The 24498-nt window shown below is 44.5% G+C and carries 24 protein-coding genes and 1 pseudogene; 6 read left to right on the forward strand and 19 right to left on the reverse strand.

Going from position 1 to position 24498, the window contains the following annotated elements; genetic code table 11:
* Together ABUE20_RS10520 and ABUE20_RS10525 are read right to left on the reverse strand one after the other, a co-directional pair.
* The gene (locus ABUE20_RS10520; protein ID WP_408619878.1) at positions 1–132 is read right to left on the reverse strand and encodes a hypothetical protein; all 132 of its coding nucleotides are present in this window, start codon (positions 130–132) and stop codon (positions 1–3) included.
* A gap of 103 nt (positions 133–235) precedes the next feature.
* Positions 236–676, reverse strand: coding sequence for an Lrp/AsnC family transcriptional regulator (locus ABUE20_RS10525; protein ID WP_408619879.1), 441 nt, complete (start codon positions 674–676; stop codon positions 236–238).
* Between the two features lie 171 nt (positions 677–847).
* On the opposite strand from ABUE20_RS10525, the gene yjeH reads away from it, so the two are divergent.
* Positions 848–2116 carry an L-methionine/branched-chain amino acid transporter gene (yjeH, locus tag ABUE20_RS10530; protein ID WP_408619880.1) on the forward strand — a complete coding sequence of 423 codons (1269 nt, stop codon included), beginning with the start codon at positions 848–850 and terminating at the stop codon, positions 2114–2116.
* A 108-nt stretch (positions 2117–2224) separates the two neighbouring features.
* On the opposite strand, the gene slyA is transcribed toward yjeH, so the two are convergent.
* Together slyA and ABUE20_RS10540 are read right to left on the reverse strand one after the other, a co-directional pair.
* Positions 2225–2683: a transcriptional regulator SlyA gene (gene slyA / locus ABUE20_RS10535; RefSeq protein ID WP_408619881.1), complete on the reverse strand. Its 459-nt coding sequence runs from the start codon at positions 2681–2683 to the stop codon at positions 2225–2227.
* 245 nt (positions 2684–2928) lie between these two features.
* Positions 2929–3057, reverse strand: coding sequence for a hypothetical protein (locus ABUE20_RS10540; RefSeq protein ID WP_408619882.1), 129 nt, complete (start codon positions 3055–3057; stop codon positions 2929–2931).
* Between the two features lie 331 nt (positions 3058–3388).
* On the opposite strand from ABUE20_RS10540, the gene bfr (ABUE20_RS10545) reads away from it, so the two are divergent.
* Together bfr (ABUE20_RS10545) and bfr (ABUE20_RS10550) are read left to right on the forward strand one after the other, a co-directional pair.
* The gene (gene bfr, locus ABUE20_RS10545) at positions 3389–3865 is read left to right on the forward strand and encodes a bacterioferritin (RefSeq protein ID WP_408619883.1); all 477 of its coding nucleotides are present in this window, start codon (positions 3389–3391) and stop codon (positions 3863–3865) included.
* Between the two features lies 1 nt (position 3866).
* Positions 3867–4334 carry a bacterioferritin gene (bfr, locus tag ABUE20_RS10550; protein WP_408619884.1) on the forward strand — a complete coding sequence of 156 codons (468 nt, stop codon included), beginning with the start codon at positions 3867–3869 and terminating at the stop codon, positions 4332–4334.
* Between the two features lie 51 nt (positions 4335–4385).
* Here the strand turns inward: bfr (ABUE20_RS10550) and ubiA are convergent, their stop codons facing one another.
* The gene (gene ubiA / locus ABUE20_RS10555; protein ID WP_408619885.1) at positions 4386–5255 is read right to left on the reverse strand and encodes a 4-hydroxybenzoate octaprenyltransferase; all 870 of its coding nucleotides are present in this window, start codon (positions 5253–5255) and stop codon (positions 4386–4388) included.
* Positions 5245–5772 carry a chorismate--pyruvate lyase family protein gene (locus ABUE20_RS10560; RefSeq protein WP_408619886.1) on the reverse strand — a complete coding sequence of 176 codons (528 nt, stop codon included), beginning with the start codon at positions 5770–5772 and terminating at the stop codon, positions 5245–5247. The genes ubiA and ABUE20_RS10560 overlap by 11 nt, the downstream gene beginning before the upstream one ends.
* Before the next feature lie 168 nt (positions 5773–5940).
* On the opposite strand from ABUE20_RS10560, the gene ABUE20_RS10565 reads away from it, so the two are divergent.
* Positions 5941–6357 carry a flagellar basal body-associated protein FliL gene (locus ABUE20_RS10565; protein WP_408619887.1) on the forward strand — a complete coding sequence of 139 codons (417 nt, stop codon included), beginning with the start codon at positions 5941–5943 and terminating at the stop codon, positions 6355–6357.
* Here ABUE20_RS10565 and glpG read toward each other — a convergent pair.
* The 9 genes from glpG to prlC form a co-directional block, all read right to left on the reverse strand.
* On the reverse strand, positions 6335–7180 hold the full coding sequence (gene glpG, locus ABUE20_RS10570) for a rhomboid family intramembrane serine protease GlpG (protein ID WP_408619888.1): 846 nt from the start codon (positions 7178–7180) through the stop codon (positions 6335–6337). The genes ABUE20_RS10565 and glpG overlap by 23 nt on opposite strands.
* Positions 7181–7188: 8 nt before the next feature.
* On the reverse strand, positions 7189–7506 hold the full coding sequence (gene glpE / locus ABUE20_RS10575) for a thiosulfate sulfurtransferase GlpE (RefSeq protein WP_408619889.1): 318 nt from the start codon (positions 7504–7506) through the stop codon (positions 7189–7191).
* 111 nt (positions 7507–7617) lie between these two features.
* Positions 7618–9105 carry a DUF945 family protein gene (locus ABUE20_RS10580; protein ID WP_408619890.1) on the reverse strand — a complete coding sequence of 496 codons (1488 nt, stop codon included), beginning with the start codon at positions 9103–9105 and terminating at the stop codon, positions 7618–7620.
* Between the two features lie 147 nt (positions 9106–9252).
* Positions 9253–9960, reverse strand: coding sequence for an ABC transporter ATP-binding protein (locus ABUE20_RS10585; RefSeq protein WP_408619891.1), 708 nt, complete (start codon positions 9958–9960; stop codon positions 9253–9255).
* Positions 9960–10730 carry a high-affinity branched-chain amino acid ABC transporter ATP-binding protein LivG gene (gene livG, locus ABUE20_RS10590; RefSeq protein WP_408619892.1) on the reverse strand — a complete coding sequence of 257 codons (771 nt, stop codon included), beginning with the start codon at positions 10728–10730 and terminating at the stop codon, positions 9960–9962. Before livG ends, ABUE20_RS10585 begins: the two co-directional genes overlap by 1 nt.
* Complete coding sequence (locus tag ABUE20_RS10595; protein WP_408619893.1) at positions 10723–11985, reverse strand: high-affinity branched-chain amino acid ABC transporter permease LivM; 1263 nt, start codon at positions 11983–11985, stop codon at positions 10723–10725. Before ABUE20_RS10595 ends, livG begins: the two co-directional genes overlap by 8 nt.
* A complete protein-coding gene (gene livH / locus ABUE20_RS10600) occupies positions 11982–12908 on the reverse strand; it encodes a high-affinity branched-chain amino acid ABC transporter permease LivH (protein ID WP_408619894.1) in 927 nt (308 codons plus the stop codon). The genes ABUE20_RS10595 and livH overlap by 4 nt, the downstream gene beginning before the upstream one ends.
* A gap of 81 nt (positions 12909–12989) precedes the next feature.
* A complete protein-coding gene (locus tag ABUE20_RS10605) occupies positions 12990–14108 on the reverse strand; it encodes a branched-chain amino acid ABC transporter substrate-binding protein (protein WP_408619895.1) in 1119 nt (372 codons plus the stop codon).
* Positions 14109–14570: 462 nt separating this feature from the next.
* Positions 14571–16604: an oligopeptidase A gene (prlC, locus tag ABUE20_RS10610; protein ID WP_408619896.1), complete on the reverse strand. Its 2034-nt coding sequence runs from the start codon at positions 16602–16604 to the stop codon at positions 14571–14573.
* Between the two features lie 213 nt (positions 16605–16817).
* Between prlC and ABUE20_RS10615 the strand changes: the two genes are divergently transcribed.
* Positions 16818–18614 (forward strand): PAS domain-containing sensor histidine kinase, encoded by a 1797-nt coding sequence (locus tag ABUE20_RS10615; RefSeq protein WP_408619897.1) that lies wholly within the window; start codon positions 16818–16820, stop codon positions 18612–18614.
* A gap of 104 nt (positions 18615–18718) precedes the next feature.
* On the forward strand, positions 18719–20080 hold the full coding sequence (gene gorA / locus ABUE20_RS10620) for a glutathione-disulfide reductase (protein WP_408619898.1): 1362 nt from the start codon (positions 18719–18721) through the stop codon (positions 20078–20080).
* Between the two features lie 485 nt (positions 20081–20565).
* Here the strand turns inward: gorA and ABUE20_RS10625 are convergent, their stop codons facing one another.
* From ABUE20_RS10625 to ABUE20_RS10640, 4 genes and pseudogenes are all read right to left on the reverse strand, one after another.
* Positions 20566–21543 (reverse strand): transposase, encoded by a 978-nt coding sequence (locus ABUE20_RS10625; RefSeq protein WP_408619899.1) that lies wholly within the window; start codon positions 21541–21543, stop codon positions 20566–20568.
* A 121-nt stretch (positions 21544–21664) separates the two neighbouring features.
* Positions 21665–21811 (reverse strand): annotated as a pseudogene (locus tag ABUE20_RS10630) (type II toxin-antitoxin system RelE/ParE family toxin); the annotation flags it as partial.
* Positions 21808–22089: a type II toxin-antitoxin system Phd/YefM family antitoxin gene (locus tag ABUE20_RS10635; protein WP_408619900.1), complete on the reverse strand. Its 282-nt coding sequence runs from the start codon at positions 22087–22089 to the stop codon at positions 21808–21810. The gene ABUE20_RS10635 and the pseudogene ABUE20_RS10630, both read right to left, overlap by 4 nt.
* Before the next feature lie 772 nt (positions 22090–22861).
* Positions 22862–23956, reverse strand: coding sequence for a ParA family protein (locus ABUE20_RS10640; protein WP_408619901.1), 1095 nt, complete (start codon positions 23954–23956; stop codon positions 22862–22864).
* Positions 23957–24498 lie beyond the last annotated feature (542 nt).

Genomic DNA, 24498 nt, shown 5'->3' on the forward strand with positions numbered 1-24498 from the left:
TTAGTACTCATTCGTCATCAAACATTGCAACGCAATATTTAGAGGTGGATTATTAAAATAAGACGTCATCTCTGCCGGGAGTAATCGATACCACAAGATGATCTGAGTATCCGGAACGACTAACGCTATCATTCACTGTATCCCTACAAAGTTTACATGGCGTTACTATCTGTAAATCAATCGCAAAATTCAAATGTAAGTCCCACTTTTTACCGTTTTTTACAAAGAGTTAGCATCATCGAATTTTACGGTCAAATAAGGTTCGCATTACCATATGCGTCCGAACCAGAGTCACGGTTGGAATCGCCTCAATGATTGTGCGGATCTCTTCAATCCGACGCATACTGGCCGCCTCTACAAAGGCAATTAAATCAACCTGCCCACTGGTAAAATCACAGCGCTGGATCTCCGGAATCGTCTCTATTTGTTCCGCATACTCCCGCCACACGGTATCTTGTCCATGCCCCTGAACTTCGAAATAAGCCTTCAACAGCTCTTTCTGTTCAGGATCTTCAACTTTGGCATAATATCCTTTAATAATGCCTCGGACTTCTAACTGCCGGATACGCTCCTGAGTTGCTGAACGGGAAAGGTTTATCTGACGGGCAATCTCACTCGTCGTCTGACGAGCATTTTGGGTTAGCAATGCAATAATTTGTTGATCAAATTTATCCATATTTATTATCTGTTAGGGTTCCAAATTCCGGATGATTGGATGCCATAGCCGCACACCTTCAAATTCGCGGGATGAAACGTGAAATTAACGGTAAAATCCAACACTTTGTAAGCTCGTTCCAGCCTTGAACTGTTCTATCATACACGACCAGAACTCATCGGAAATGAACAAATGACACGATTAAAACCACAGCTCAATTTATTCCAAGGCATCGGATTACTGGTGACGACGCTACTGGGAACCGGAATCTTTGTGGTTCCCGGATTGAGTGCTCAAATGATAGGTCATCAGTCACTGTTGGCGTGGGCTATTTTACTGATGGTAACCCTGCCTATCGCACTCACGTTTGCCTCTCTCGGGAAACGCTATCCTCACGCAGGAGGCGTACCCCATGTCGTCGGTCAGGCGTTTGGTCGAGGATTCGAAAAATACTGTGCCTTTTTATTTATTTCAATCCTTCCGGTAGGTATTCCTGCATCACTCATCATCGGCACCGGATTTATTACTGCTGTTATTCCGCTCTCACCGCTTGCCATACTCGCAGTGCAGATCCTGATGTTAGTGGGGATGTTTACAACCGGATTTTACGGCTCTAATGCCTGCGCCAAAATGCAAACGCCTATCGCTATTTTTATTATGGTGCTCGTGGTACTACTGCTTGGAAACGCCGACTTAAAGCCAGCAGATGTGCAGGTACACTGGCAATTCAATACCCCATTGCTCAAAACATTAGGCATCATGTTCTGGTGTATTATCGGTTTGGAAGCATTTGTGCATCTGGGGGAAGAGTTTAAAAAACCGCAACGGGATTTTCCGTTAGCTCTGATTCTAGGGACCATCATTACCCTAGCGCTGTACTGGTGTGCCAACGTCGTCGTATTAAAATATAGCGCTCAACAACCCCTCTCATCACAGGCCGGAAGCTTACCGGCCATTGCCAGCCAATTATTCGGCCCTAAAGTCGGCCTATTAGTATCCACACTAGGCTTTCTCTCTTGCTTTGCCTGTACCAATACTTACATTCAGGGAGCTGCTCGTTTACTCTGGAGCCTGGCACAAGAACAAAAATTACCCACTTTTATGGCTCAGTTAAACCGCCATCAGGCCCCACTGCCAGCGCTGCTCGTCACAACCGGATTCATCATGCTCATGACTTGGCTGATTTGGTTTATCGGTCTCGACCTGAGTCAATTACTTCTCTATTGCAATGGCAGTTTTATTGCCATATATCTCCTGGCCATGCTCGCAGGATGCACATTACTCAAAGGATTTGGCCGAGGACTGGCCATTTTTTCAGCCATTATTTGTATTATTTTTATGTGGAGTCTGGGTACAGAGATCGGTTATCTATTAATTTTCAGCATGATATTTATCATATTGCAGTGGATTCAGCGTTATCACCAAACTCATCGTCTGACACGGCAGAAAATAACCCGATGAGGAATAAGGGTAAAAACCACTCTGGTTTAGATTTAAGACAGAGATCGTATCGATGACATAGCCATGAAATATCAAACGATAGCGGCAATAAACGCCTCGCTTATCTGTTTAAATGCTCTGTTCCATTTGCTCAGCATTTGATGAAATCTGCATCAAGAGCTGCTCAAAAAGTTGCAGTTGATCTTCTGGGATCCCAGCCAAAAGTGACTGCCGAATTAACAAAATACGCTGCTCAATTTCAGACAGTAATAACTGACCGGCTTCTGTCATCATCACGATGCGGGCGCGCCGGTCGGTTTCACACGTTTTACGCTCAATGAGCCCCTGAGATTCAAGTTGGCCCAGTGTCCGCATGAGTGATGGCAATTCCAACTCTAACGCATCAGCTAATCGTTTCTGGCTAACTTCTCCATCCATACGCGCTAACTTCCACAAAGCTGTCCAACGAGGATGCGTGAGTCCCAAAGGTTTTAAATAGCGATCCGCTACACCGCGCCACAAGCGGAATGTCCGGCCTAATTTTTCAGCAGGTGCATACTCTAGCAATATTTTTTCAAGAGAATTCATTCAGTTACTCCTATATAAGAAATAGCATTATATTTAATAAGCACGCTTAGTAAATACTTATTGCATGATCCATGAAAATATATCGTTCCGCTTTCGAGTTTGGTTAAAATAAAGTTTGCATGCTGTAAAAAAGTTTGTCCAAAAACAGCTAAATTTGTACAAATTAAATCCATTTTGAACAAGGTGCCGATAGTCATCGGCTCCGGCAATACGTGCCGCACTAATTTGGCTGGCTACATCCCGAGTTAAACGGCAAGGTCAGCAAGCATGAACGGTTTCGCCGAATTGGCATTTTGTCTTAAAACACTTTCACCATCCAATGACGCGGCCACCGACATAACGCGAACGAGCATTGCTTTTGCTTTTTTGTCCACGCGACAGGCCTTGGTATGCCTTGCGATGATGGGCTTGGGGAGGAGACGTCCTTTATTCTTCTACAATGTTTCATTTCATGAGCATTTTTACAGCAACTGCACTTAATTTAGCCAAAGCAACCGTTGTGCCATTCACACGCTACAAACGACCTATCTCACCCAATAGAGCTAATTTTCTTTAAAAAATAAAGAATTACCTATCAGCATTTATTAAATAAAAATGAGAATGGTAATCAGTTAATAAGATATTGATTTAAATCAATTTTTGATTTCATTCTGGCAATGATATGCCTATACTAAAATTTTAAGACAACGACTGGAGACGTTTAATATGCAGGGTCATCCACAGATCATCCAATTATTAAACAAAGTGCTGACGGCAGAATTAACCTCAATTAACCAGTTTTTTCTGCATGCCCGGATGTTTGGTAACTGGGGGTTCAATGAACTCAACAAAGTCAGTTATAAAAAATCAATTAAGGATATGAAACAAGCGGACGCGCTGATCGAGCGTATTTTATTCCTAGAAGGACTTCCCAATTTGCAAGCGCTGGGAGCTTTAAAAATTGGTGAGCACGCCCAAGAAATGTTGCGTTGTGATCTAGATTTCGAATTGGAACAAATTCCATTGTTACGTCAAGCTATTGCCACTTGTGAAGCAGAAACGGACTATGTCAGTCGCGATCTATTGGGTTCAATTCTAGATGATGAAGAGGAACATATCGATTGGCTCGAAGCACAACACTACCAGATCAAAGAAATAGGCATTGAAAAATACCTGCAAACGAAAATTTCGGAGGATGACTGATATGCAAGGCAAACAGATTGTAATTGATGCTTTAAATCATTTATTGGCCAATGAATTGACCGCAATGGACCAGTACCTGATTCATTCCCGAATGTATAGTGACTGGGGATACAGCAAACTTTATGAACGTATCGAACACGAATCCCTCGAAGAACGCGAACACATCTCCATCTTAATCGAGCGTATTCTGTTCTTGGAAGGAACTCCAGACATGGTCACTCGCGATACAATTCATGTGGGTTCCGACGTTCCCAGTATGTTAGAAAACGATCTTCAAGTTGAATATACCGTTGATAAGCTGCTGAAAGAAACCATGGATTTATGTGAGAAAGAACAGGATTATGTGACGAAACATGCCCTGCAACGACTCATTGATGATACCGAAATGGATCATGCTCATTGGCTGGAACAACAACTTAAACAGATCAAATTACTCGGCCTTGAAATATACTTACAGGCTCAGTTGTAATGGCAAATACCGATGTCTCTGAAAGCGCTCGAACAGAGACATCGGACAATTTTACACCACCCACAGATAATGCAGTGCCACCCCGAAGAACACCACCATTCCCACATAGTTGTTGTTCAAAAATGCTTTAAAACAAGCCTGACGTTCCCGAAAGCGGGCCAATTGCTGTTGATAGATAAACAAACCAGCCGCGATAGCTAATCCAATAAAATAGATAGCCGACACCCCATTCAAATGCCCCACCCAAATAAGCAAAAGCAAGGTAATCAACTGTAAGCAAGCGATCACTCGCTTATCCCAACGCCCAAACAGAATTGCCGTTGATTTAATGCCGACTTTAACATCATCATCTCGATCGACCATGGCATAAAAAGTATCGTAAGCAATAGTCCAGGCACTATTGGCCAACAACAGTAACCAAGCCTGTAATGGCAACGAATCACTCTGCGCGGCATACGCCATTGGGATCGCCCAACTATAAGCCAACGCCAAAAATAACTGTGGCAGATGGGTATACCGTTTCATAAATGGATAGATCGCGGCCAATATCAATGCTGCAAACGATAATTCAATGGTTAAACGATTTTGAGTCAAAACCATCGCAAAGGCACAGCCGACTAAAATCAGAAATAATCCCAAGGCTTGACCCGCCGTGACCAATCCCGCAGGAAACGGTCGATTCTGAGTTCGTTTGACAAAGCCATCGACTTTGCGATCGGCAAAATCATTGATCACACAGCCGGCAGAGCGCATCAACCAAACCCCAATCACAAAAACGACGACAATACTAAAATCAGGGCGTCCATCCGCGGCGAACCATAATGCCCACAACGTTGGCCAAAGTAGCAACAGCGAACCAATCGGCTTATTAATCCGCATCAGCTGTACATAAGCCAGCCATTTTGAATTTTCACTGGCCATGACAAATCTCCAGATACGCCGGACAATCCGGCAAAAATAATTCCTGAACTAATAACTGCGAGGCTCGAACTGAATACACGCTGCGCCGGGCCCATAACGGCTCCGGGTGAACACCATAACATCGACTAATTTGTCGCAGTTGCAATGGATCGCTATCTTGATTGCTGAAGATCCACTCCCCTAGAGGCTGAGTGTTAATCCGGGACAACGCCCTTAAAGAGCCATCTTTTGGATCCCAGAGACTACGGGCCAACACCCACGGGATCCCATCACCAGACAGACAAACCTGCCGCTCCCATATTCTACTATGGCCGTTCAACAACGTCATTTCATCCTGACGAGCTATCGCAGGCTGATTCAGCAAAACATCCACCCGGAATCGCTGACAATACCGTTTTAACTGTTGCGTTAATGAACCTCTGGCTCGCAGCCAGTTTCCGATCATGGCTTCAGGGAGCTTGTCAGGTTCGAGAATAGCCCATGAATCCCAAGCTTCAGGCCAGCTTAATGATTCCATCTCCATCCATATCGGTCAAAATAAACGTCTATTATCCCGTATTCATTACAACAATGTAAACTTATCAAAAAGCAGCTAGACTGAGGCTATCCAATCAGGAAAAACTTGACCCCCACAGAGAAAAAGTGACAATACTCTTCTGTAAAAATATAGGGAATCACACAGGTTATGAATCAGTTCTTGCGGATTTTGATAGTTGTTTTAATCGGCTGGTTCAGTACGGCCACGGTACAGGCCGCAGATGAACCACAAAATCAGGATAGCTATGCCTACTTCGGATTTGAACCCGATATTATTACAAATTATATCAAAGCCGGGCGAACCCTAGGATACATCCGCCTCTCCGTCGAATTACGAGTCAAACATCAAAGCCGTTTAGCCGATGTAGAACATAATTCGCCATTACTGCGTGACGCTATTATTAAAATTTTCGGGTCTCAGGATGAACCGCAAATCCGCTCACTCACAGGTCGAGAAAAAATTCGAGAACAATGTCTGTCCACTGTGAACGATTTATTATTCCAGGAAACTGGGGAAAAAGACCTGGTGGATGATCTCTTATTTACGAAATATCTTTATCAGTAACCTTATCAAATACGGCCTGCAAACAACCAACCAGCAACCCAAATAGGTGAGCCTGATTGGCGGTTGCCGGGCCGATGACCTGAAAAAAGCCAATCACCAGCCAAGCCAGCATAAAAATGACGATTCCATTATTTATAGATATCCCTAGCTGAGGCCGTAGCCATCCGGTCAGCCACAAATACCCCAAAAGAGCATAGACAACCCCAGAAAGCCCGCCAAAATAAGGCCCGGAGACCCAGAACTGCGCCATATTCGGGATCACGGCGGCCACAATCAGAATCATGAATAACTTACCGCTACCCAGTCTCCGCTCGATCACGCCCCCTAATTCCCACCACCACAATAGATTAAAGAGAATATGCAGAATAGAAAAATGCAGGAGGATCGGTGTGACTGCGCGCCAAGGCTGCTCTAAAAGTTGATGCCAACTATCAGAGAACCGCAACCCATTAAACAACCATTCGCCACCAGTTAAAATTCCCAACACATACACAATAGCGGCAACGCCCATCATGATTAAAGTGACGGGTCCAGCATGGCTCAGCAGCCGCTGTTTAATCTCCGAAGTCGAACTATGGTAACGAATAGAAGCTCGCTTGTGATCGCCCACCGACCAAGAAGCCGCCTGATATTTAGGCGCTAAAGGATTTTTAACAAATTCTTCAAGTTCCTGCCGAGCCCGCTCCAGATGTTGATCATCGATAAGCCAAATGATCACGTCATTATGATCGACAGACAGCTGGCATTCAATGTGTAGCGTTGCCATATAATCAACAAATGCTTGTGCCAGACGAGGATTATTTATTACAACCAATTGCTGCATGAAACGACCTATTTATTCGTGACCGGAGCTTGCTGCGCCCACGCTTCAAACCCACCATCTAACGAATAAACCTCTTCAAATCCCTGCTGGATCAAATACTGGGCGGCACCTTGACTAGAGTGACCATGATAGCAGACCACAATAATTGGAGTGTCCGGATCATGGTCATGCATCAGCGCTGTTAAACTCTGGTTGGTTAAATGGATCGCCCCTTGAGGATGACTCTGTTGATATGACTGATCATCACGGATATCCGCAATAATAGCCCCACTTTCAGCGACAAGCGCCTGCGCTTGTTCCACATTAATATGTGCAAATTGTTCCATTATCACTCCTTCACGATGACCTGAAAAATATGGGTATCCTGTCACGGTATCATGTTGATCCGTTGTTGGGGAGCCCCTTTTTAACAACAGATCAACATGCTATATCAAAGCTTAAGGATGCTGAAAACTTTTCCCATTCAGCAACAACTGGCCATTTTTTAACACCACATGGCTCGAATAACGTTGTTTACTCTGATCATAAGCCAGATAACCACGCTGAGACTGAAACTCCAACACTCGCTGCACCTGTTCTGACAACATGGCAGAACGCTGATCCCTCAATTGCGGATGGTCTTTATCAAAAGATAATAGCCCCCGGATCAATTGCTGGATCGGCTCTTGATCGATGACCACATTTAAATCAGCCTGCACATGAGCCATCAATTCCAGTAACAAACCAACATCGCCCATCTGTTGTACACGTGCATCGTTTAAAGCTCCGATATCCAGATGTCCAGCTACCGAGACCTCATGCTCTTTTTGTTGCAAAGCTATCGGAGAGAACTGCAACTGAGTATGGCTGAGTGCTTTAGCCATCATGGCATCTAAATCTTGCTTATATTTCCAATCATGTGGCTGGTCTTGCATTTGCTTAAAGAAATGAGCGACCTCCCGATCAGAAGCTGCACTCATGTGATTGAGACTCACATTAAATTGTGGATTGCCAATCGCGATTTGATTGAACATTAAATCTGAAATCTGGCTGCGTAACGATGAGTCGAAAGTCTGCTGCTTCTGATCAAAAGTCGTGTTTCCTGACATCGTTAATCCAGAAAACGTCATCACCTGCGGGCTATCTTCATCATCACTCAATACATGCATCGACGATGACCCCACTTGCATGGAAAACTCACCCGGAGCCATCGACGTCTGCGACTGCCAGTGATAATCCGAATGACCCGAAATTCCCCCCAATGCCAGTTCAAGTTGTCCAACCGAACCATGACTAACATAACGGACAGAGAGATTGCCTCCCTCCCAGTTGACCTGCGTCTGCTGATGCCCTTTTAGATCGTCCTGACCTCGGATTTGCAACGCTTTAAATACAAATTTATCGGCCTGCCCTTTTCCGTTGTCCATGTTATAAATGGTGCGCGGCTCCACCCGAACCATGAAGTTTAAATTTTCCAACCAGCTATACGATACATCGGCCAGCAACGGAGACCCTTTCTGAAACAGAGACTGAACAATTCGAGCGGCCCCCGGATGAGATGCAATTTGGGGATTATGAATCAGGCTACACTCCGATTTTGCAGAATCATTCACTAGTTCCATATGCGTCTGAACCAGTTTGCCACTAAATAACTGCCGGTAACCAAATTCAGACTGACTATGTAGCTCCAGACAAAACCGTTGCTGATCATTCTGATTCAGGATCTCCAGCCGTCTTACAGCTTGAGACGTCAGCCCCTGCACCTGAAAATCGGCCGAGCTCAGCGTGACATCAAATCCCTGCTCGACAAGATTTTGCCGAACATCATCGGGAAAAGCCGGATTTTTAATCTGTTCGATCACGTAAGGCTTCATGATGTAAGGCGCGGCAACGATCCCTCCAGCAACAATAATAACGACGGCGGCCAGCGCTGTTTTTTTCAACATTATAAATTCCCTGTTCTTATCTGTAACACGGTGATTAATCGATTGGAGGGAGCATTTTACATTGAGCAAAGCATCATGACTATGCAACATCAGTTCACGAGGAGAAATGCCTCTGCTCATCAGAGCAGAGGACATCAAGGACGAGCACTATCCTCCTAGATAAGCACTTTGTACCTGAGGATTACTCAGCAACGCATCACCACTGTCTTCCAATACAATCCGGCCATTTTCCAGCACATAGCCCCGATCGGCGAGTTTCAGGGCCTGATTCGCATTTTGTTCCACCAAAAAGATCGTCATCCCATCTTTACGCAGTGATTCAATAATATCGAAAATCTGCGCAATAATGATGGGAGCCAGACCCAACGAGGGTTCATCCAGTAATAACAGTTTAGGTTGACTCATCAGCGCTCGGCCAATAGCCAGCATCTGCTGTTCCCCCCCCGACATAGTTCCAGCCCGCTGATTACGTCGTTCCCGCAATCGAGGGAACAGATCAAACATCTGCTGCATCAACTCGATCTTTTCGGTCGTCGTCGCAAAAAAAGCCCCCATATAGAGATTTTCTTCTACCGTTAACCGGGAAAAGATCCGCCGGCCTTCAGGCACAATGGCGATATTTCCGCGCATAATTTGCGATGTTTCTTTCTGGGTAATGTCTTCCCCATCAAAGAAAATCTGCCCGGATGAAGCTCTCGGATCACCACACAAGGTCATCAACAAAGTGGTTTTCCCGGCCCCATTAGCACCAATTAAACTGACGATTTCCCCTTTTTCGACCGTGATCGATACATCATCCAGCGCCTGAATTTTTCCATAATGGGTACTGACATGATCAAAACGAAGCATACTCATTATGATTCTCCCAGATAAGCTTTAATCACATCAGGATTTTGCCGGATCTGCTCCGGGGTACCATCAGCCAGAGGGCGCCCCTGATTCACCACATAGATATAATCAGAAATATCCATCACCAATTTCATATCATGCTCAATCAAGACCACCGAGATCTTTTCATTTTGACGTAGATCGACAATCAGATCGTTCAGATCGGCCGTTTCTTTTGGGTTCAGACCCGCCGCGGGTTCGTCCAGCATCAACAGGCTGGGATCGGTCACCATACAACGTGCAATCTCCAATCGCCGCTGCTGCCCATAGGCCAAATTACCAGATAACCGATTGGCAAAATCCAGCAAATCCACTTTCTCTAGCCAATAGCGTGCCTTATCTAAAGCTCCGGCCTCACTTTTGCGAAATGCCGGTGTTTTAAACAAACCGGAGAGAATATTGGTATTCAGATGATGGTGCTGAGCGATCAACAAATTTTCAATAGGCGTCATCTCTTTAAATAAACGCACATGTTGGAAGGTTCGAACCATCCCTTTGCGAGCAATTTTATGACCCGGCAATCCTTGCACAGCTTCGCCTTTAAAAGTAATCGAGCCGGCTGTTGGCTTGTAAAAACCGGTAATACAGTTAAAGACCGTGGTTTTCCCCGCACCATTGGGACCAATGATCGAAACGACCTGTTCCGGTGCAATATCCAGCGCGACCTTATCGACGGCCACCAGCCCACCAAAACGCATGGTCAGATCTCTGACCGATAGTAAACTCTGGTTATTCATTCGATCCCAACTCCATTTTTGGTCGACTCATCGGCAGCAGTCCTTGCGGACGCCAAACCATCATCAGTACCATCATCAGACCGAACAAAACCATCCGATATTCACTAAATTCTCGCGCGAGTTCCGGTAATACCGTCATAATAATCGCCGCTAAGACCACACCAATCTGTGAGCCCATCCCGCCGAGTACCACAATTGCCAAAATGATCGCAGACTCCATAAAGGTGAATGATTCCGGGCTGATAAACCCCTGACGAGCCGCAAAGAAACTTCCAGCAAATCCAGCAAATCCAGCCCCAATGGTAAAGGCGGTCAGTTTAATCACGGTTGGATTCAGCCCCAGCGAGCGACAGGCAATTTCATCATCACGCAATGCTTCCCAGGCTCGACCAATCGGCATTCGCAGTAAGCGGTTGATGACAAACAACGTAACCACCACCAACAACAAAGCCATCAGATATAAAAAGATCACTTTATGATCCGAGTTATAGTGGAATCCAAAGAAATGATCGAAGGTATCCCAGCCTCCATCCCGGGCATGACGGCTAAATTCCAAGCCGAATAGAGTCGGTTTCGGGATCCCACCGATCCCATTCGGCCCACCGGTCAGCCCAGTCAGGTTATTGAGCATAATCCGGATAATTTCACCAAAACCCAGCGTCACGATCGCTAAATAGTCCCCTCGCAGCCTCAGCACCGGGAACCCCAGTAAAAAACCGAAAAAGGCCGCCAAAACGCCAGCAATCGGTAGACATTGCCAAAATCCAAGTCCCGCATAATGGTTCAATAATGCATAGCTATAAGCGCCGACCGCATAGAAACCGACATAGCCTAAATCTAGCAACCCAGCCAACCCCACCACGACATTCAGTCCTAGCCCTAGCATGACATAGATAAAAGTCAGGGTGGCTAAATCAACGGCCCCGCGCGAGACCACAAATGGCCAGATAATCGAACCAATGGCTACAAAACTGACCAACCAGCGATAAAACTTAGGCGCTTCCTGCGGTGCTGGGAATTTAAAGGTCTGCTTCGGTTTGGCTTTACCCCACAAGGTCTGTAACGGCTCATGAAACAACTGAAACAAAAAGACCAGTAACCCACCGGCTCCTAATAACAACCAACGCGGCGCTTCAGACCAGGCCAGAGTCAAGCCAGTCGCTGTGGTATCCAAACGGATCCCCAACAACCATCCGGCTAAAACTAGATAAACCAGCAAAGATTTAATGGCCGTTGAAAAATCAAAATATTTCATACTTTTTCAACCTCCGGACGCCCTAAAATTCCGGTTGGCATAAAGAGCAGTACCAAACACAACAACAGGAATGACACCACATCCGAATATTCCGGACTGATATAACCTGCGGTCAAAGCTTCGGTCACCCCAAGGAGCAACCCACCCAGTACCGCGCCCGGGATAGAACCAATGCCCCCCAATACCGCCGCTGTAAACGCTTTTAGACCAGCAATAAACCCGATATACGGATTCACCACCCCGTAGTACACGCCTAACAACACCCCGGCAATGGCAGCCAATGCCGCCCCGACGATGAAGGTAAAAGCGATCACTTTGTTAGTATCGATCCCGAGTAAGCTGGCCATAGAAATATCTTCAGAACAAGCCCGGCAGGCCTGTCCCATGCGAGAACGTGAAATATAAGTGGTCAGACACATCATCGCGATAAACGTCACGACGAAGATCACGACCTGCATATAAGAAATGGTCAAATGAAAACTATTCGCCGGACCAATCACCCAGCCACCGCTGACCAGGGTAGGAATCGCCACGTCTCGACTCCCCTGTGCCGTACGGACTAGGTTTTGTAAAAAGATCGACATCCCGATAGCTGAAATGAGAGGGATTAAACGGTTACCACCACGCAGAGGTCGGTAAGCCACGCGTTCAATCGTCCAGCCGTAGATACTGGTGATCAACATACTGATGGCAAATGCCGCGATAAACAATAATGGGACATTATCAAACCCCATCAACATCAGCACCGATAATGCAATAAACGCAATATAGGTTCCGATCATATACACTTCGCCATGCGCGAAGTTAATCATACCAATGATGCCGTATACCATCGTATAACCGATAGCGATCAGTGAATAGGTACTACCCACCGTGAGCCCATTGATAAGCTGTTGAATAAAATAATAAAAATGTTCAGACATAGCAGCCCCGAAAAGGTTCTTCTTGCTTAAAACAGTAAGATGGAGGGTTACCAGAACAACCGGGTAACCCTGTCATATCAACTACTGCAATGCAGTCGAAGAACCGTTTGCATGCCATCTGAAGATGCCGAATTCAAACCCTCTCAAATCACCTTTTTGATCCCATTTCAATGGACCCATCACGGTATTCACCGTATGCGTTCTCAAATATTTAGAAACGGCATCCGGATCATCACCAACCGCTTTGATCCCGGCGACAATGGTTTGTACCGCCGCATACGAAGTCCAGACAAATGGACCACTTGGATCTTTATTTTCAGCCTGCAGAGCTTTTACGATTTCGGCGTTCTCTGGATTCTGATCATATTTTTTAGGCAGGGTCACTAACAAACCTTCCGAAGCAGCACCCGCAATCGCGGATAGATCTTTATTCCCTACCCCTTCCGGCCCCATAAATTGTGCTTTAAAGCCTTTTTCGGCAGACTGGCGCAAAATCAGACCCAATTCAGGATGGTAGCCCCCGTAGTAAACAAAATCGGCATTTTCCTGTTTGAGTTTGGCAATCAGTGCGGAAAAGTCTTTTGAACCACTGGTGATCCCATCGAATGAAACCACTTTAATCCCTGCTTTTTTCAGATTGTCACGAACGGCGGTCGCAATCCCTTCACCGTATTGCTGTTTATCGTGCACAATCGCCACTCGTTTAGGTTTCACATGATCAATAATATATTTCGCCGCGGTAGGTCCCTGATCACTATCCAGACCGATGGTACGATAGATAAATTTGTACCCGCGAGTAGTAATCCCTGGGCTGGTGGCTGCTGGAGTGACCATCAACACGCCTTCATCTTCGTAAACATCTGAAGCAGGCTGAGTCGCACCGGAACACAAATGCCCGACCACGAAAGAAATCTGATCGTTCACAATACGGTTCGCAACCGCAACGGCTTGTTTAGGTTCACAGGCATCATCATAATCAATGGCTTCAATTTTTTTGCCATCGATACCACCAGCTTTATTAATTAATTCAACAGCGACATGAGCACCGTCAAATTCCATATCACCATATTGAGCAACCGGACCGGTTTCTGGGCCTGCAATCGCGATTCTGACACTATCGGCGGCCTGCGCCATGGAAGCACCACCTATGAGAGCGAGAGAAACAGCGACTACAGCCGCTTTTTTAGTCCATTTCATCATATGATTCTCCGTAACCATTTCGTTTTATAATTAATTTATATGCAATGTTGTGTGTTTTTATCCACAGTTAACGTTATAAAATTCTCTATCAACTGTGATTAGTAGCAGTTTTACCTCATTGTACCGAGATTCGGCAAGCGCTTCGCAAAGCAAAAAATAAGGAGTTTTCAACTTTTAAAGGGAGTAATTGCAAATAAATTAGACAATAAAGTGGAAATATTTAGCGGTTTAGTTACGAATAAAATAAAAAACCTGATTCAGTGGATTAAATCAGCAGAATAAACTTATTTAAATAATCTGATTAGCGATTGATCAAATACACTAATTTGCCCCGCATCGCAGCCTTTCACTCTGTGCCGAAAACAAAAAGGCCTGAGTTCGATAACATCTCGAACTCAGGCCTAGAAATGAGCCAACTGGATGGATCAACTCCCCTCAGCCACTTTAGTGGTGAAGATTCGATCAACCATGAATACCACTATGGCGTAGTAGTGCATCGACCTGCGGCTGCCGACCTCGGAATGCTTTAAATAATTCCATCGGTTCCTGAGAGCCCCCTTTCTCTAAAATATTCTGCAAGAAAGATTGGCCGGTCTGTTCATCAAAAATGCCATTTTCCTCAAATAGTGAAAATGCATCCGAGGAAAGCACTTCAGCCCATTTATAGCTGTAGTAGCCTGCGGCATAGCCTCCGGCAAAAATATGAGAGAAGCCGTTCTGGAAACGGTTAAAGTCTGGAGTGACCATCACCGAAACCTCTTTTCGGACATCATTCAATACTTTCTGAACCGATAATTGGGCCGGATCTTGACTGTGTAATTTAAAGTCAAAAAGCGCGAATTCCAGCTGTCGCAGCATTGCCATAGCCGAATGATAATTGCGAGCCGCCAGCAATTTATCCAATAATTCGGAGGGCAGTGATTCCCCGCTCTGGTAATGCCCGGAAATAAAGCTTAGCGCCTCACCCTGCCAACACCAGTTTTCCATAAACTGGCTAGGTAATTCGACCGCATCCCACGCCACACCATTAATGCCTGACACCGATGCCACATCGATCTGAGTCAACATATGATGCAAACCATGCCCGAATTCATGGAACAACGTCAGCACTTCATCATGAGTAAACAGGGCAGGTTTATCCCCCACCGGTCGGTTGAAGTTACAGGTAAGGTAAGCCACCGGCAATTGCAAACGGCCATTCGTCGTGATCCGCCGAACCTGGCATTCATCCATCCAGGCCCCACCCCGTTTATGTTCACGGGCATACAAATCTAAATAGAAAGAGGCTCGCAGTTCATTCTGCTGATCGTAGATCTCAAAGTAGCGAACTTCCGGATGCCACAACTCATCATTGTGAGCTTCCTGGACCCGAATATGATACAAGCGATGAACCACTTCAAACAGCCCAGACAATACGGTTTGCTCCGGAAAATAAGGCCGTAACTGCTCATCTGAAATCGCATACTTATGCTGTTTTAGTTTTTCGCTGTAATAACCGATATCCCAGGCCTGCAAACTTTCCACACCATGATGTTGACGGGCATAATCCTGCAATTCAGCCAATTCTTGTTCCGCCTGAGGTTTCGAACGATTGGCCAGATCTTCTAAAAAGCCAATGACCTGATCACGACTCTGCGCCATTTTAGTCGCCAACGACAGATCCGCATACGTCTCAAATCCCAGCAATTGGGCCAATTCATAACGCAGTGCCAGCGTTTCTTCAATCACACCGGTGTTATCAAATTCCCCGGCATTCGGTCCTAATTCGGAAGCCCGAGTGGTGTAAGCCCGATACATCTCTTCACGCAACTCTCGATCGTCAGCATAAGTCATGACCGGCAAATAACTGGGGATATCCAGTGTTAACAGATAACCGTCCATCTCTTTATTTTTAGCGGCCGCAGCGGCTGCTTCCAGTGCCGACTCAGGAAGTCCGGCTAAACGAGAGGCATCGGTCAAATGTTTTTGCCAAGCATGAGTGGCATCCAATACATGGTTGGAAAATGTCGAACCCAACTCTGACAAGCGTTGACTAATTTCACCAAATCGTTGTTGCTTCTCTTTCGGTAGACCAATACCAGAAAGTTCAAAATCCCGGAGCGAGTCGGTGATGGTTTTCTGTTGTGCCAGAGAAAACGATGCAAAAGCGTCACTCTCTTTTATTTGCTGGTACGCCTGATATAAGCCCTGATGCTGCCCTAAGAAAGTACTTAAATCAGATAACAACGGCAGACAGCTTTCATAGGCTTCACGCAGGCTTTCACTATTCATCACCGAATTTAAATGGCTCACCGGCGACCAAATCCGACTCAGCCGATCACTGACATCAGTCAGCGGTTCAATGAAATTATCCCAACTGAACACATCCTGTTTGAGAACTTTTGCAACGGTATCCCGATATTCGGTAATCGCCTGTTCCACAGCGGGACGAACATGTTCGGGAAGGATCTTGGAAAACGGAGGTAAACCTTTAAATTCTAATAGGGGATTTGACATATCGGCTCCTGATAGCGGGGCGCATAAATGCGCCGAATATTGTCAATATGGAGACATTTTCCGACGAATTCAACCAAAGGTCGGTCTCATCGGTGACAGCATAGTCCAATATAGGTGATCGAAGTGAGACCTCCAGCTTTAATCCACCCATCAAAATACATCAATTTAAGCTATTCTGATTTATATCAGTCAGGGAGAAGGCACTGGATACATATGCATGAGGGACATCTGGAATTATCTCCACGAGGCAACGCTGCGATCACAACCTACCATCTTCTGGGGGCTTCGATCTTAGTGCTCGTCACAACACTGGCCATCATCAGCGGGCAATATCAGCAAACCAAGCAAGCCATAGATAGCGATTTGCGGCTGATTCGACACAGCTTTATTAAACCACTGGCGACCGCTTTAGCCAGTGATCAACATCAGCAGCTCTACACACTCGCGAAGCTGATTATCACGCAGCCGCACATCCACACGGTCATGATTGATCAAATTTCCCCGACCCAATCCAGAACAGTTTTAGCGATGGGTCACAAAGAAGCGAATGATCAGCGATTACACTATCCACTCATCGAGAATAAACAGCTCATCGGTCAACTCTATTTGTCCGTTGATCCGGCGTTCAATGCGTATCAATTAGCCCGAGAACTAAAATTCGCATTAATGTTCTGGATTATCGGGCTGATCGCAATGGGATGGTTCAGCTATTATTTAATGCACAAAAAAATAAGAGGATATGCCATGATGCCGCCTTTCAGTTCCGACTCCGATCCTTCAGAGTCACCACCCGATCTGATATCAGGGACCACCGAATTGTCTCATTTCAGCCACGACCTTTGTCAGTCAGTGATTCAACGTTCCCCAATGTTGATTCTAAAGCTGGATAACGCGCTTTGTGTTCAGGCTGTCAACCCAACCACAATTCTCCAGACCGGACGCCTTGAAGCGGAACTCCTCGGGAAAAACTGGCTTGAGCTTTTCATCCCCAAAACTCAGCACGCGATTGTTCAGCAACGTTTAGATCAATCGCTTTCCATTAATGGACTGTTATCGCCAATCAATAGCCTGATCAGCGATGAACTAGAACTCAGTTGGACAGTGATTCCCTATACCGATGCTCAGGGAGTTCTATCTTTTATTGCATCCGGGGTCGATATCAGTGAATTAAAAGACCAGCTATTTTTTCAAGAAGCCGTTCAACATCGAGATGAGCCCGCCATTGCCACGCCAATGATGAAATCTGAAGAGATGGAAGCCTTAGGCAATATGGTGGCCGGTATTGCCCATGAAACCAATACGCCGATTGGAATTTGTGTCACCAATACATCGCTGCTCAAAGAGCAAGCTTCTAAAATCCAGCAGGCCATCATGGAACAATCTCTGACGAAAAGTCAGATGAATGAATTTTTGGAACGCGTCATCGAAGCGTCCAACTTAATGCTGACTAATCTGCATCAGGCCAGTGAACTGCTGAAAAGTTTCAAACAAGTGGCCGTCGATCAAACGTCACAACAAGGTTATCTCTTTAACGTTAAAGATAACTTACGCCAAATCATCGTATCGCTGGGGCATCATCTGCGCCAAAAATCCATCTCAGTATCCGTGGAATGTTCGCCCCACTTAAAAATTAACAGCCTGCCGGGGCGTTTTGCACAAATTTACTCTAATCTACTGATGAATTCTGTCATTCATGCCTTTAACGATATAAACGTAAACCCAAGCATCAATATCCGAATTACCCGCCAGAAACAGCGGCTCATGATCGATTATGAAGATAATGGTCAGGGAATTGACAGTTCTATTCGCGATCACTTGTTTGAACCCTTTGTCACGACCAAACGAGAACAAGGCGGAAGCGGTTTAGGAACCTATATTATTCACCAAATCATTACCGAAAATCTCTCTGGATCTATTGAATATTCACCTCGGGAACCTCACGGCACGCATTTTCATATAGAGATCCCCATTCAGCACTTTGAGGATGACGCATTCAATTATTCTGATTAATTGGCTACAACTATTAAAGCCTTTATGAGTAACAATATGATAAATCGATCCATTCTCGTTATACTCGAAACCATTGAGACTAAATGACGAGCAGAGGAAAACGTATGACACAGCCAGAAAACGCTTTTGATTATCTGTGTATTGGTGCCGGAAGTGGGGGAATTGCCTCGGCGAACCGGGCGGCCATGTATGGTCAAAAAGTTGGGATTATTGAAGCGAAAGAAGTTGGCGGAACCTGTGTCAACGTTGGATGCGTTCCCAAAAAAGCGATGTGGTTTGGCTCCCAAATTGCCGAGGCCATTCATAAATATGGCCCTGATTACGGCTTTGATGTCACCGTCAACCAGTTTGACTGGGGCACACTGGTCAAAAATCGTCAGGCTTACATCGACCGGATCCACGGTTCCTATCAACGAGGATTCGACAACAACCATGTCACCCAAATTCAGGGGTTCGCCAAATTTATCGATGCTCATACCATTGATGTCGATGGCGTCCGGTATCACGCCAAACATATCCTGATTGCCACCGGGGGCCACCCTTCCCTCCCGAGCATTCCCGGGGTTGAATACGGCATTACTTCCGATGGTTTCTTTGAACTCACCGAGCAACCTAAACGAGTCGCCGTTGTCGGTGCGGGCTATATCGCCGTAGAACTAGCCGGAGTACTCAAAGGATTAGGAAGTGAGGTTCATCTGGCGGTTCGTAAACACGCCCCACTTCGCAACTTTGAACCGATGCTCTATGAAACACTGGTCGATATCATGCAAGAAGATGGGCTAGAACTTCATACCCACAGTATTCCTAAAAAACTGGAAAAATGCGCTGATGGTTCATTAGACTTAAGCTTTGAAAATGGTACCCATCTGAATGTCGATTGCGTCATTTGGGCAATTGGTCGGGAACCCAATACCGACCAGCTCAATCTCGCGGCTGCCGGAATCGAAACCGATGCTCGGGGATTTATCCGTGTAGATGAGTATTCGAATACCACCGCCGAAGGCGTCTATGCACTGGGTGACGTCATCGGCAAAATTGAGCTGACACCAGTTGCCGTCAAAGCGGGCCGCCTGTTGAGCGAACGGTTGTTTAATCATCAGACTCACGCCAAAATGGACTACGAACTAGTCCCGACCGTCGTCTTCAGCCACCCAACCATCGGCACCATCGGGCTCAGTGAACCGCAGGCACGAGAACGCTATGGCGATGATCAGGTCAAAGTGTATACCTCCAGCTTTGCCGCCATGTATACGGCCGTGACCTCACATCGTCAGATGACCCGCATGAAACTCATTTGTGCCGGAGCGGATGAAAAAGTTGTCGGCTTACATGGCATCGGCTTGGGAATGGATGAAATTCTGCAAGGCTTTGGAGTTGCCATCAAAATGGGAGCGACTAAAGCTGATTTCGACAGTTGTGTAGCCATTCACCCAACAAGCGCTGAAGAGTTTGTGACGATGCGTTAGTGTAGAAAAAGCATTTCACACGCGGAATTGAATCCAGAAAAAATCGCTGTCTATCCAGTATATAGGCAGCGATTTTTTTAGAATGAAGAACTAATAGAAGAACTAATAGGACAGCCACAATAACAGAACATTAAATCTCACACGGCTAATGCGCACACCATTTCAATAAATTAAATGATGGCAATCTTGTTGGTGTTCTCAGAATAGATATTTAAGCTCATATCTGATGATAAAGTGGGTGGCCTGTTGACTCTCCGTAGAAGAACTAATAGGACAGCCACAATAACAGAACATTAAATCTCACACGGCTGATGCACATACCATTTCAATGAATTAAATGATGAACAATCCTGTTAGAGCTCTCAGAATGAATATTTAAGCTCATATCTGAGGAGAGTTGGAGTAAATCGTATGATTGAGGGTCATCGAGGTCGCTCTGTTTGGGAGTAATCAGAATTTATCCTTCCAGGAGACAAAATAAAATCTTAAGCGTGTAACGCACTTGGCTGATAACCGCCCCGATGATGCCTACGGCAATGATGGTGATAATCATATTGAACCAGTGACGCATGGCTCCCGACCAGTCCTTTAGATTGCGCTGAAAATGAAGTGATGATATCGAGCCAGCTCGCAGAGCTGATATGAAGACGCTGTAAAATAGGTTGCAATGAAATATCAATCGCACCCTTTTTATCGGGTCGAACGATACGCCCGGTCAGGTCGATAAGTTCCAGATAATCGGTCAGTTTGAAAGCCAGCCCTTCCGGCCGATTTTGACGAGGGTTTCCTGTAAACGGATATAGCCGTTTCGGTTGCCGGTGTTGCTGAGCCGCCTGGGTTCGTTGTCTGATGCTGGTAAACTGGGAGTCTTCCGGTGTCGAACTCAGGCCTGCGCGCAGCGGGTTTAAATCAACATAGGCCATACACGCCGCTAATGCGGTTTCATCCAGCAGCGCCTGTGATTTAAACCGACCTTCCCAGAATCGACCCGTACAGTTATCTTCAGCATTCGCCTGTCTTGCAATGGGTTCGTTGAGTTCTCGCATCAACCAGCTGATATCCTGTAACCGGGCCCGATAAGTTTCTGCCGAAGCATTAACAAGATTCATGGCGAATTCAGGCAGAGACTCACCATGCTCAAATTGCCGGGTAAAGTGTGTGCCCCGATGCAATTGATGCCAGTGTTGAATCACTTCCTGTGTGGACCAGCTCTCGGCCTGTGATTCATTGACATGCAAAACCACGTGCAAATGATTGCTCATGATGGCATAAGCACAGATATCAATTGCAAATACACCGCCTAAAAACAAGAGTCGTTCTTCTATCCAGCCACGGCGATGCTCAAAGCTTTTTCCCGTCACGCTATCCTCACCACATAAAAAGGCACGCCGGACACATCGGGAAATACAATGATAATAGGGTGTATCGCTCAGACTAATCTGCTGACATCTCGGCTTTGGCATGGATAACGACCACTACGGATAAATACATCTGTATATTTATACAGTATTTTATCAATACGTCAAGCCCAAATCATACTTCCCATATTGACTGGATTCATTAGGTGGGTGGCCTGTTTCTACTTCCCATTTCTGGCATTGTGCTCAATAATGCAGCTTTATCGAAAACGTTGTTAACCCACTTTTCTGCAGCAGCTGGCTCATCAAGTGCGATAAACTCCGCTGCATCACCCAATTTTTGTAATGCTAAAGGAGACCAAACAACATTCATTTTTGAATGCGCCCTAGCACTTGTTCACGCGCATCTTCATTGGCCACACCAAAACCAGAAGCTAATTGAGCCTCGGCTGTTCTCATTTCTTCCAATAACTCGATCTTTTCCTGCATTGCCTCATATTCAGCAACATCAAGAACAACTGCCACACCTTTACCACGCTGAGTAATAACCAAAGGACGGCGTGTTTCATTGATTTGCTTAATGTATGACGCAACTCCAGCTCGAAACTCTGACAAAGGTTGGATATCTTTATCGATTTGTATACGGCTCATACTGGACTCCAATTAGTACAAAATAACGTACGAATTATAGTTCTAGATTACGTAATATACAACTACTGATATTGGGTTATAAGGAATAATATGGACTCCCTCTTCCCAAATCACCACGGGCAATAGGCAGGCCACCCACCTTATGAACCCTGTTCTAACAGGATCCTTTAGCCTTCCTGCTTCAAGATAATTCAAATAATCGAGGGCGCCACAGCTTTACCAACAAAATGAATGAAAATACAAAGTGAAGATTTCGGCCATTTGGCTTCCCTCTCATTTCATAAGAGCCGCATGAATACTGGCTTTATACGGTGGGTGGCCTATTTATTTTCTTTCCTTCTTCAAGATAATTCAAATAATCGAGACCGCCACAGCTTTACCAACAAAATGAATGAAAATGCAAAATGAAGGTTTCGGCCATTTTGCTTCCTCTCGTTTCATAAGAGCCGCATAAATACTGGCTTTATACGGTGGGTGGCCTATTTATTCTCTTTTCGTCCTATTTTTGCACTTCCCGCACATTGACTGGCTTGTAGTTTAAATATTGCACGAGCAACTTGATATTTCGTTGACTTGTCATCTAAAACATTCCAACCACTTGACTTAGTTAAATCCCTGTAGAAAGGAACTTCAAAATAGCAATCCATATTGAAATCTATCTCCTTACTTTTGACAAACCTAACGCAAAGTTCAGTTGCAAAATATATGGCACTACATTTTGGGAACCAAAATTCGTGACATATATTTTGTCAATTGAAACGCCTTGTTATATCTATATACAAGTGGTAATTAAGTTATCAGCCAAATTAGAAAACTTATTTTTCAATAACTCTATTTGTTCTAACTGATTATGAGACCATTGTCTCCGATCTTGCAATGATACAACTTGCTGAAAATTATTTAGTTCACCCAATGGAACATTTAACCATAGACTATTTTGTATTAATACGTTTGCATCTTCTATTTCACCAATACGGAAATTTTCTACCCCGATTTTAGCGATAGGGTCATAATTGTTAATATCCCTTTTTAGAATAGAACAAAGATCCTTTTTAACAGCTTCAGAAATTTTATTATGCATGGTTTCATCTGCTTGAATCATTTCTTTTTTTCCTTTTGCAACACCGGCATCTATTTGCGTCTTCGTTCTACGCTTACTCGCAGTATCAAACCCATTAAATACCCACCCTGCAAACACTGGCATACCTAAATGGTCAAATTCTTTATAATGTGGATTAGCTTTATTAAATCTTTCAATGCCACTTTGCCAATCATTTACAAAATTTGGAACCATTTGTCCGATTAACCCCAAACAATAAACACTAAAATTATCAGACGTACAAGGAACAATATAATAATCGCTCGAATAAAATGCAGCCCTTACTAGAGAACCGAATGATGGCGGAAGATCTATTAATACGTAATCATATTTTTGATTAAACTTTTCCTCAGCCTTATTTATAATACTTCTAATAGCAACATATCTACTGAGACCTGTCCCTGACAATAAATCAGAACCGACATTTAATGAATCTGCATATACGTTTAACCAAAAATCACCAGCTATAATATCTACATTATCAGATGTATGTTTTCCCTTATGAAGATAAATTTCCTCACCACCTGTATTTTGTAAAAACCTTTGTAAAAATGATCTAACTGTAGTTCCATAAGGAGCATTTTGAGATGGTAATTGTTGAATAAATTTATCTTCTCCTAGCATTGCTATTGATAAATTGCATTGTGGGTCAAAATCTAACAACAATACTTTTTTATTTTTACATCCTAAAGAATGGGCTAAATTCCATGTAATGGTAGATTTCCCTACTCCACCTTTATTATTAAATATAGAAATAACCTTTGTCATATTATTTTTTCCTTAATATTAATTTCCACAATGTATAAAATTATAGATATAACAGCTGTATATCACGCACGCTCAAAAACTACCTGCACACTTTTATCCAAAATTCTGGTAAAACCATATTTATCAATAAGGTATACCGATATTTTCCGATATACCTTGGTTACAAAATGCGCGCGCGCAATATCTACCTAAGCTTTGCGCAATAACTCTCTTTGTTGATTTGTATCCAATTGATTTAAAAACAGTTTTTAACATTCCATCAAAACAAAGTGCGCAGGCTTTGCAACAAAATGTGCGTCATTTTTGAATCAAACCAATACGACTGTATATCCACACTACCGCACTGATAGTTAAAACCAGTCTAAATCTAAAATAATAGTTATTTTAATTAACTAGTTAACCATAGCGAGAGCGGGGATTTTTGACAATTGTTTTTGCTGATATTTTTATCATATTAGATAGATTGAACCCTAGTATTAAACCTATCGGGTGATGTAATAAGCTACTTAGGGTAAATTGACTGTGTATTCGGTTATCACAAG

The organism is Celerinatantimonas marina, from assembly GCF_046054165.1.
Classification (GTDB): domain Bacteria; phylum Pseudomonadota; class Gammaproteobacteria; order Enterobacterales; family Celerinatantimonadaceae; genus Celerinatantimonas.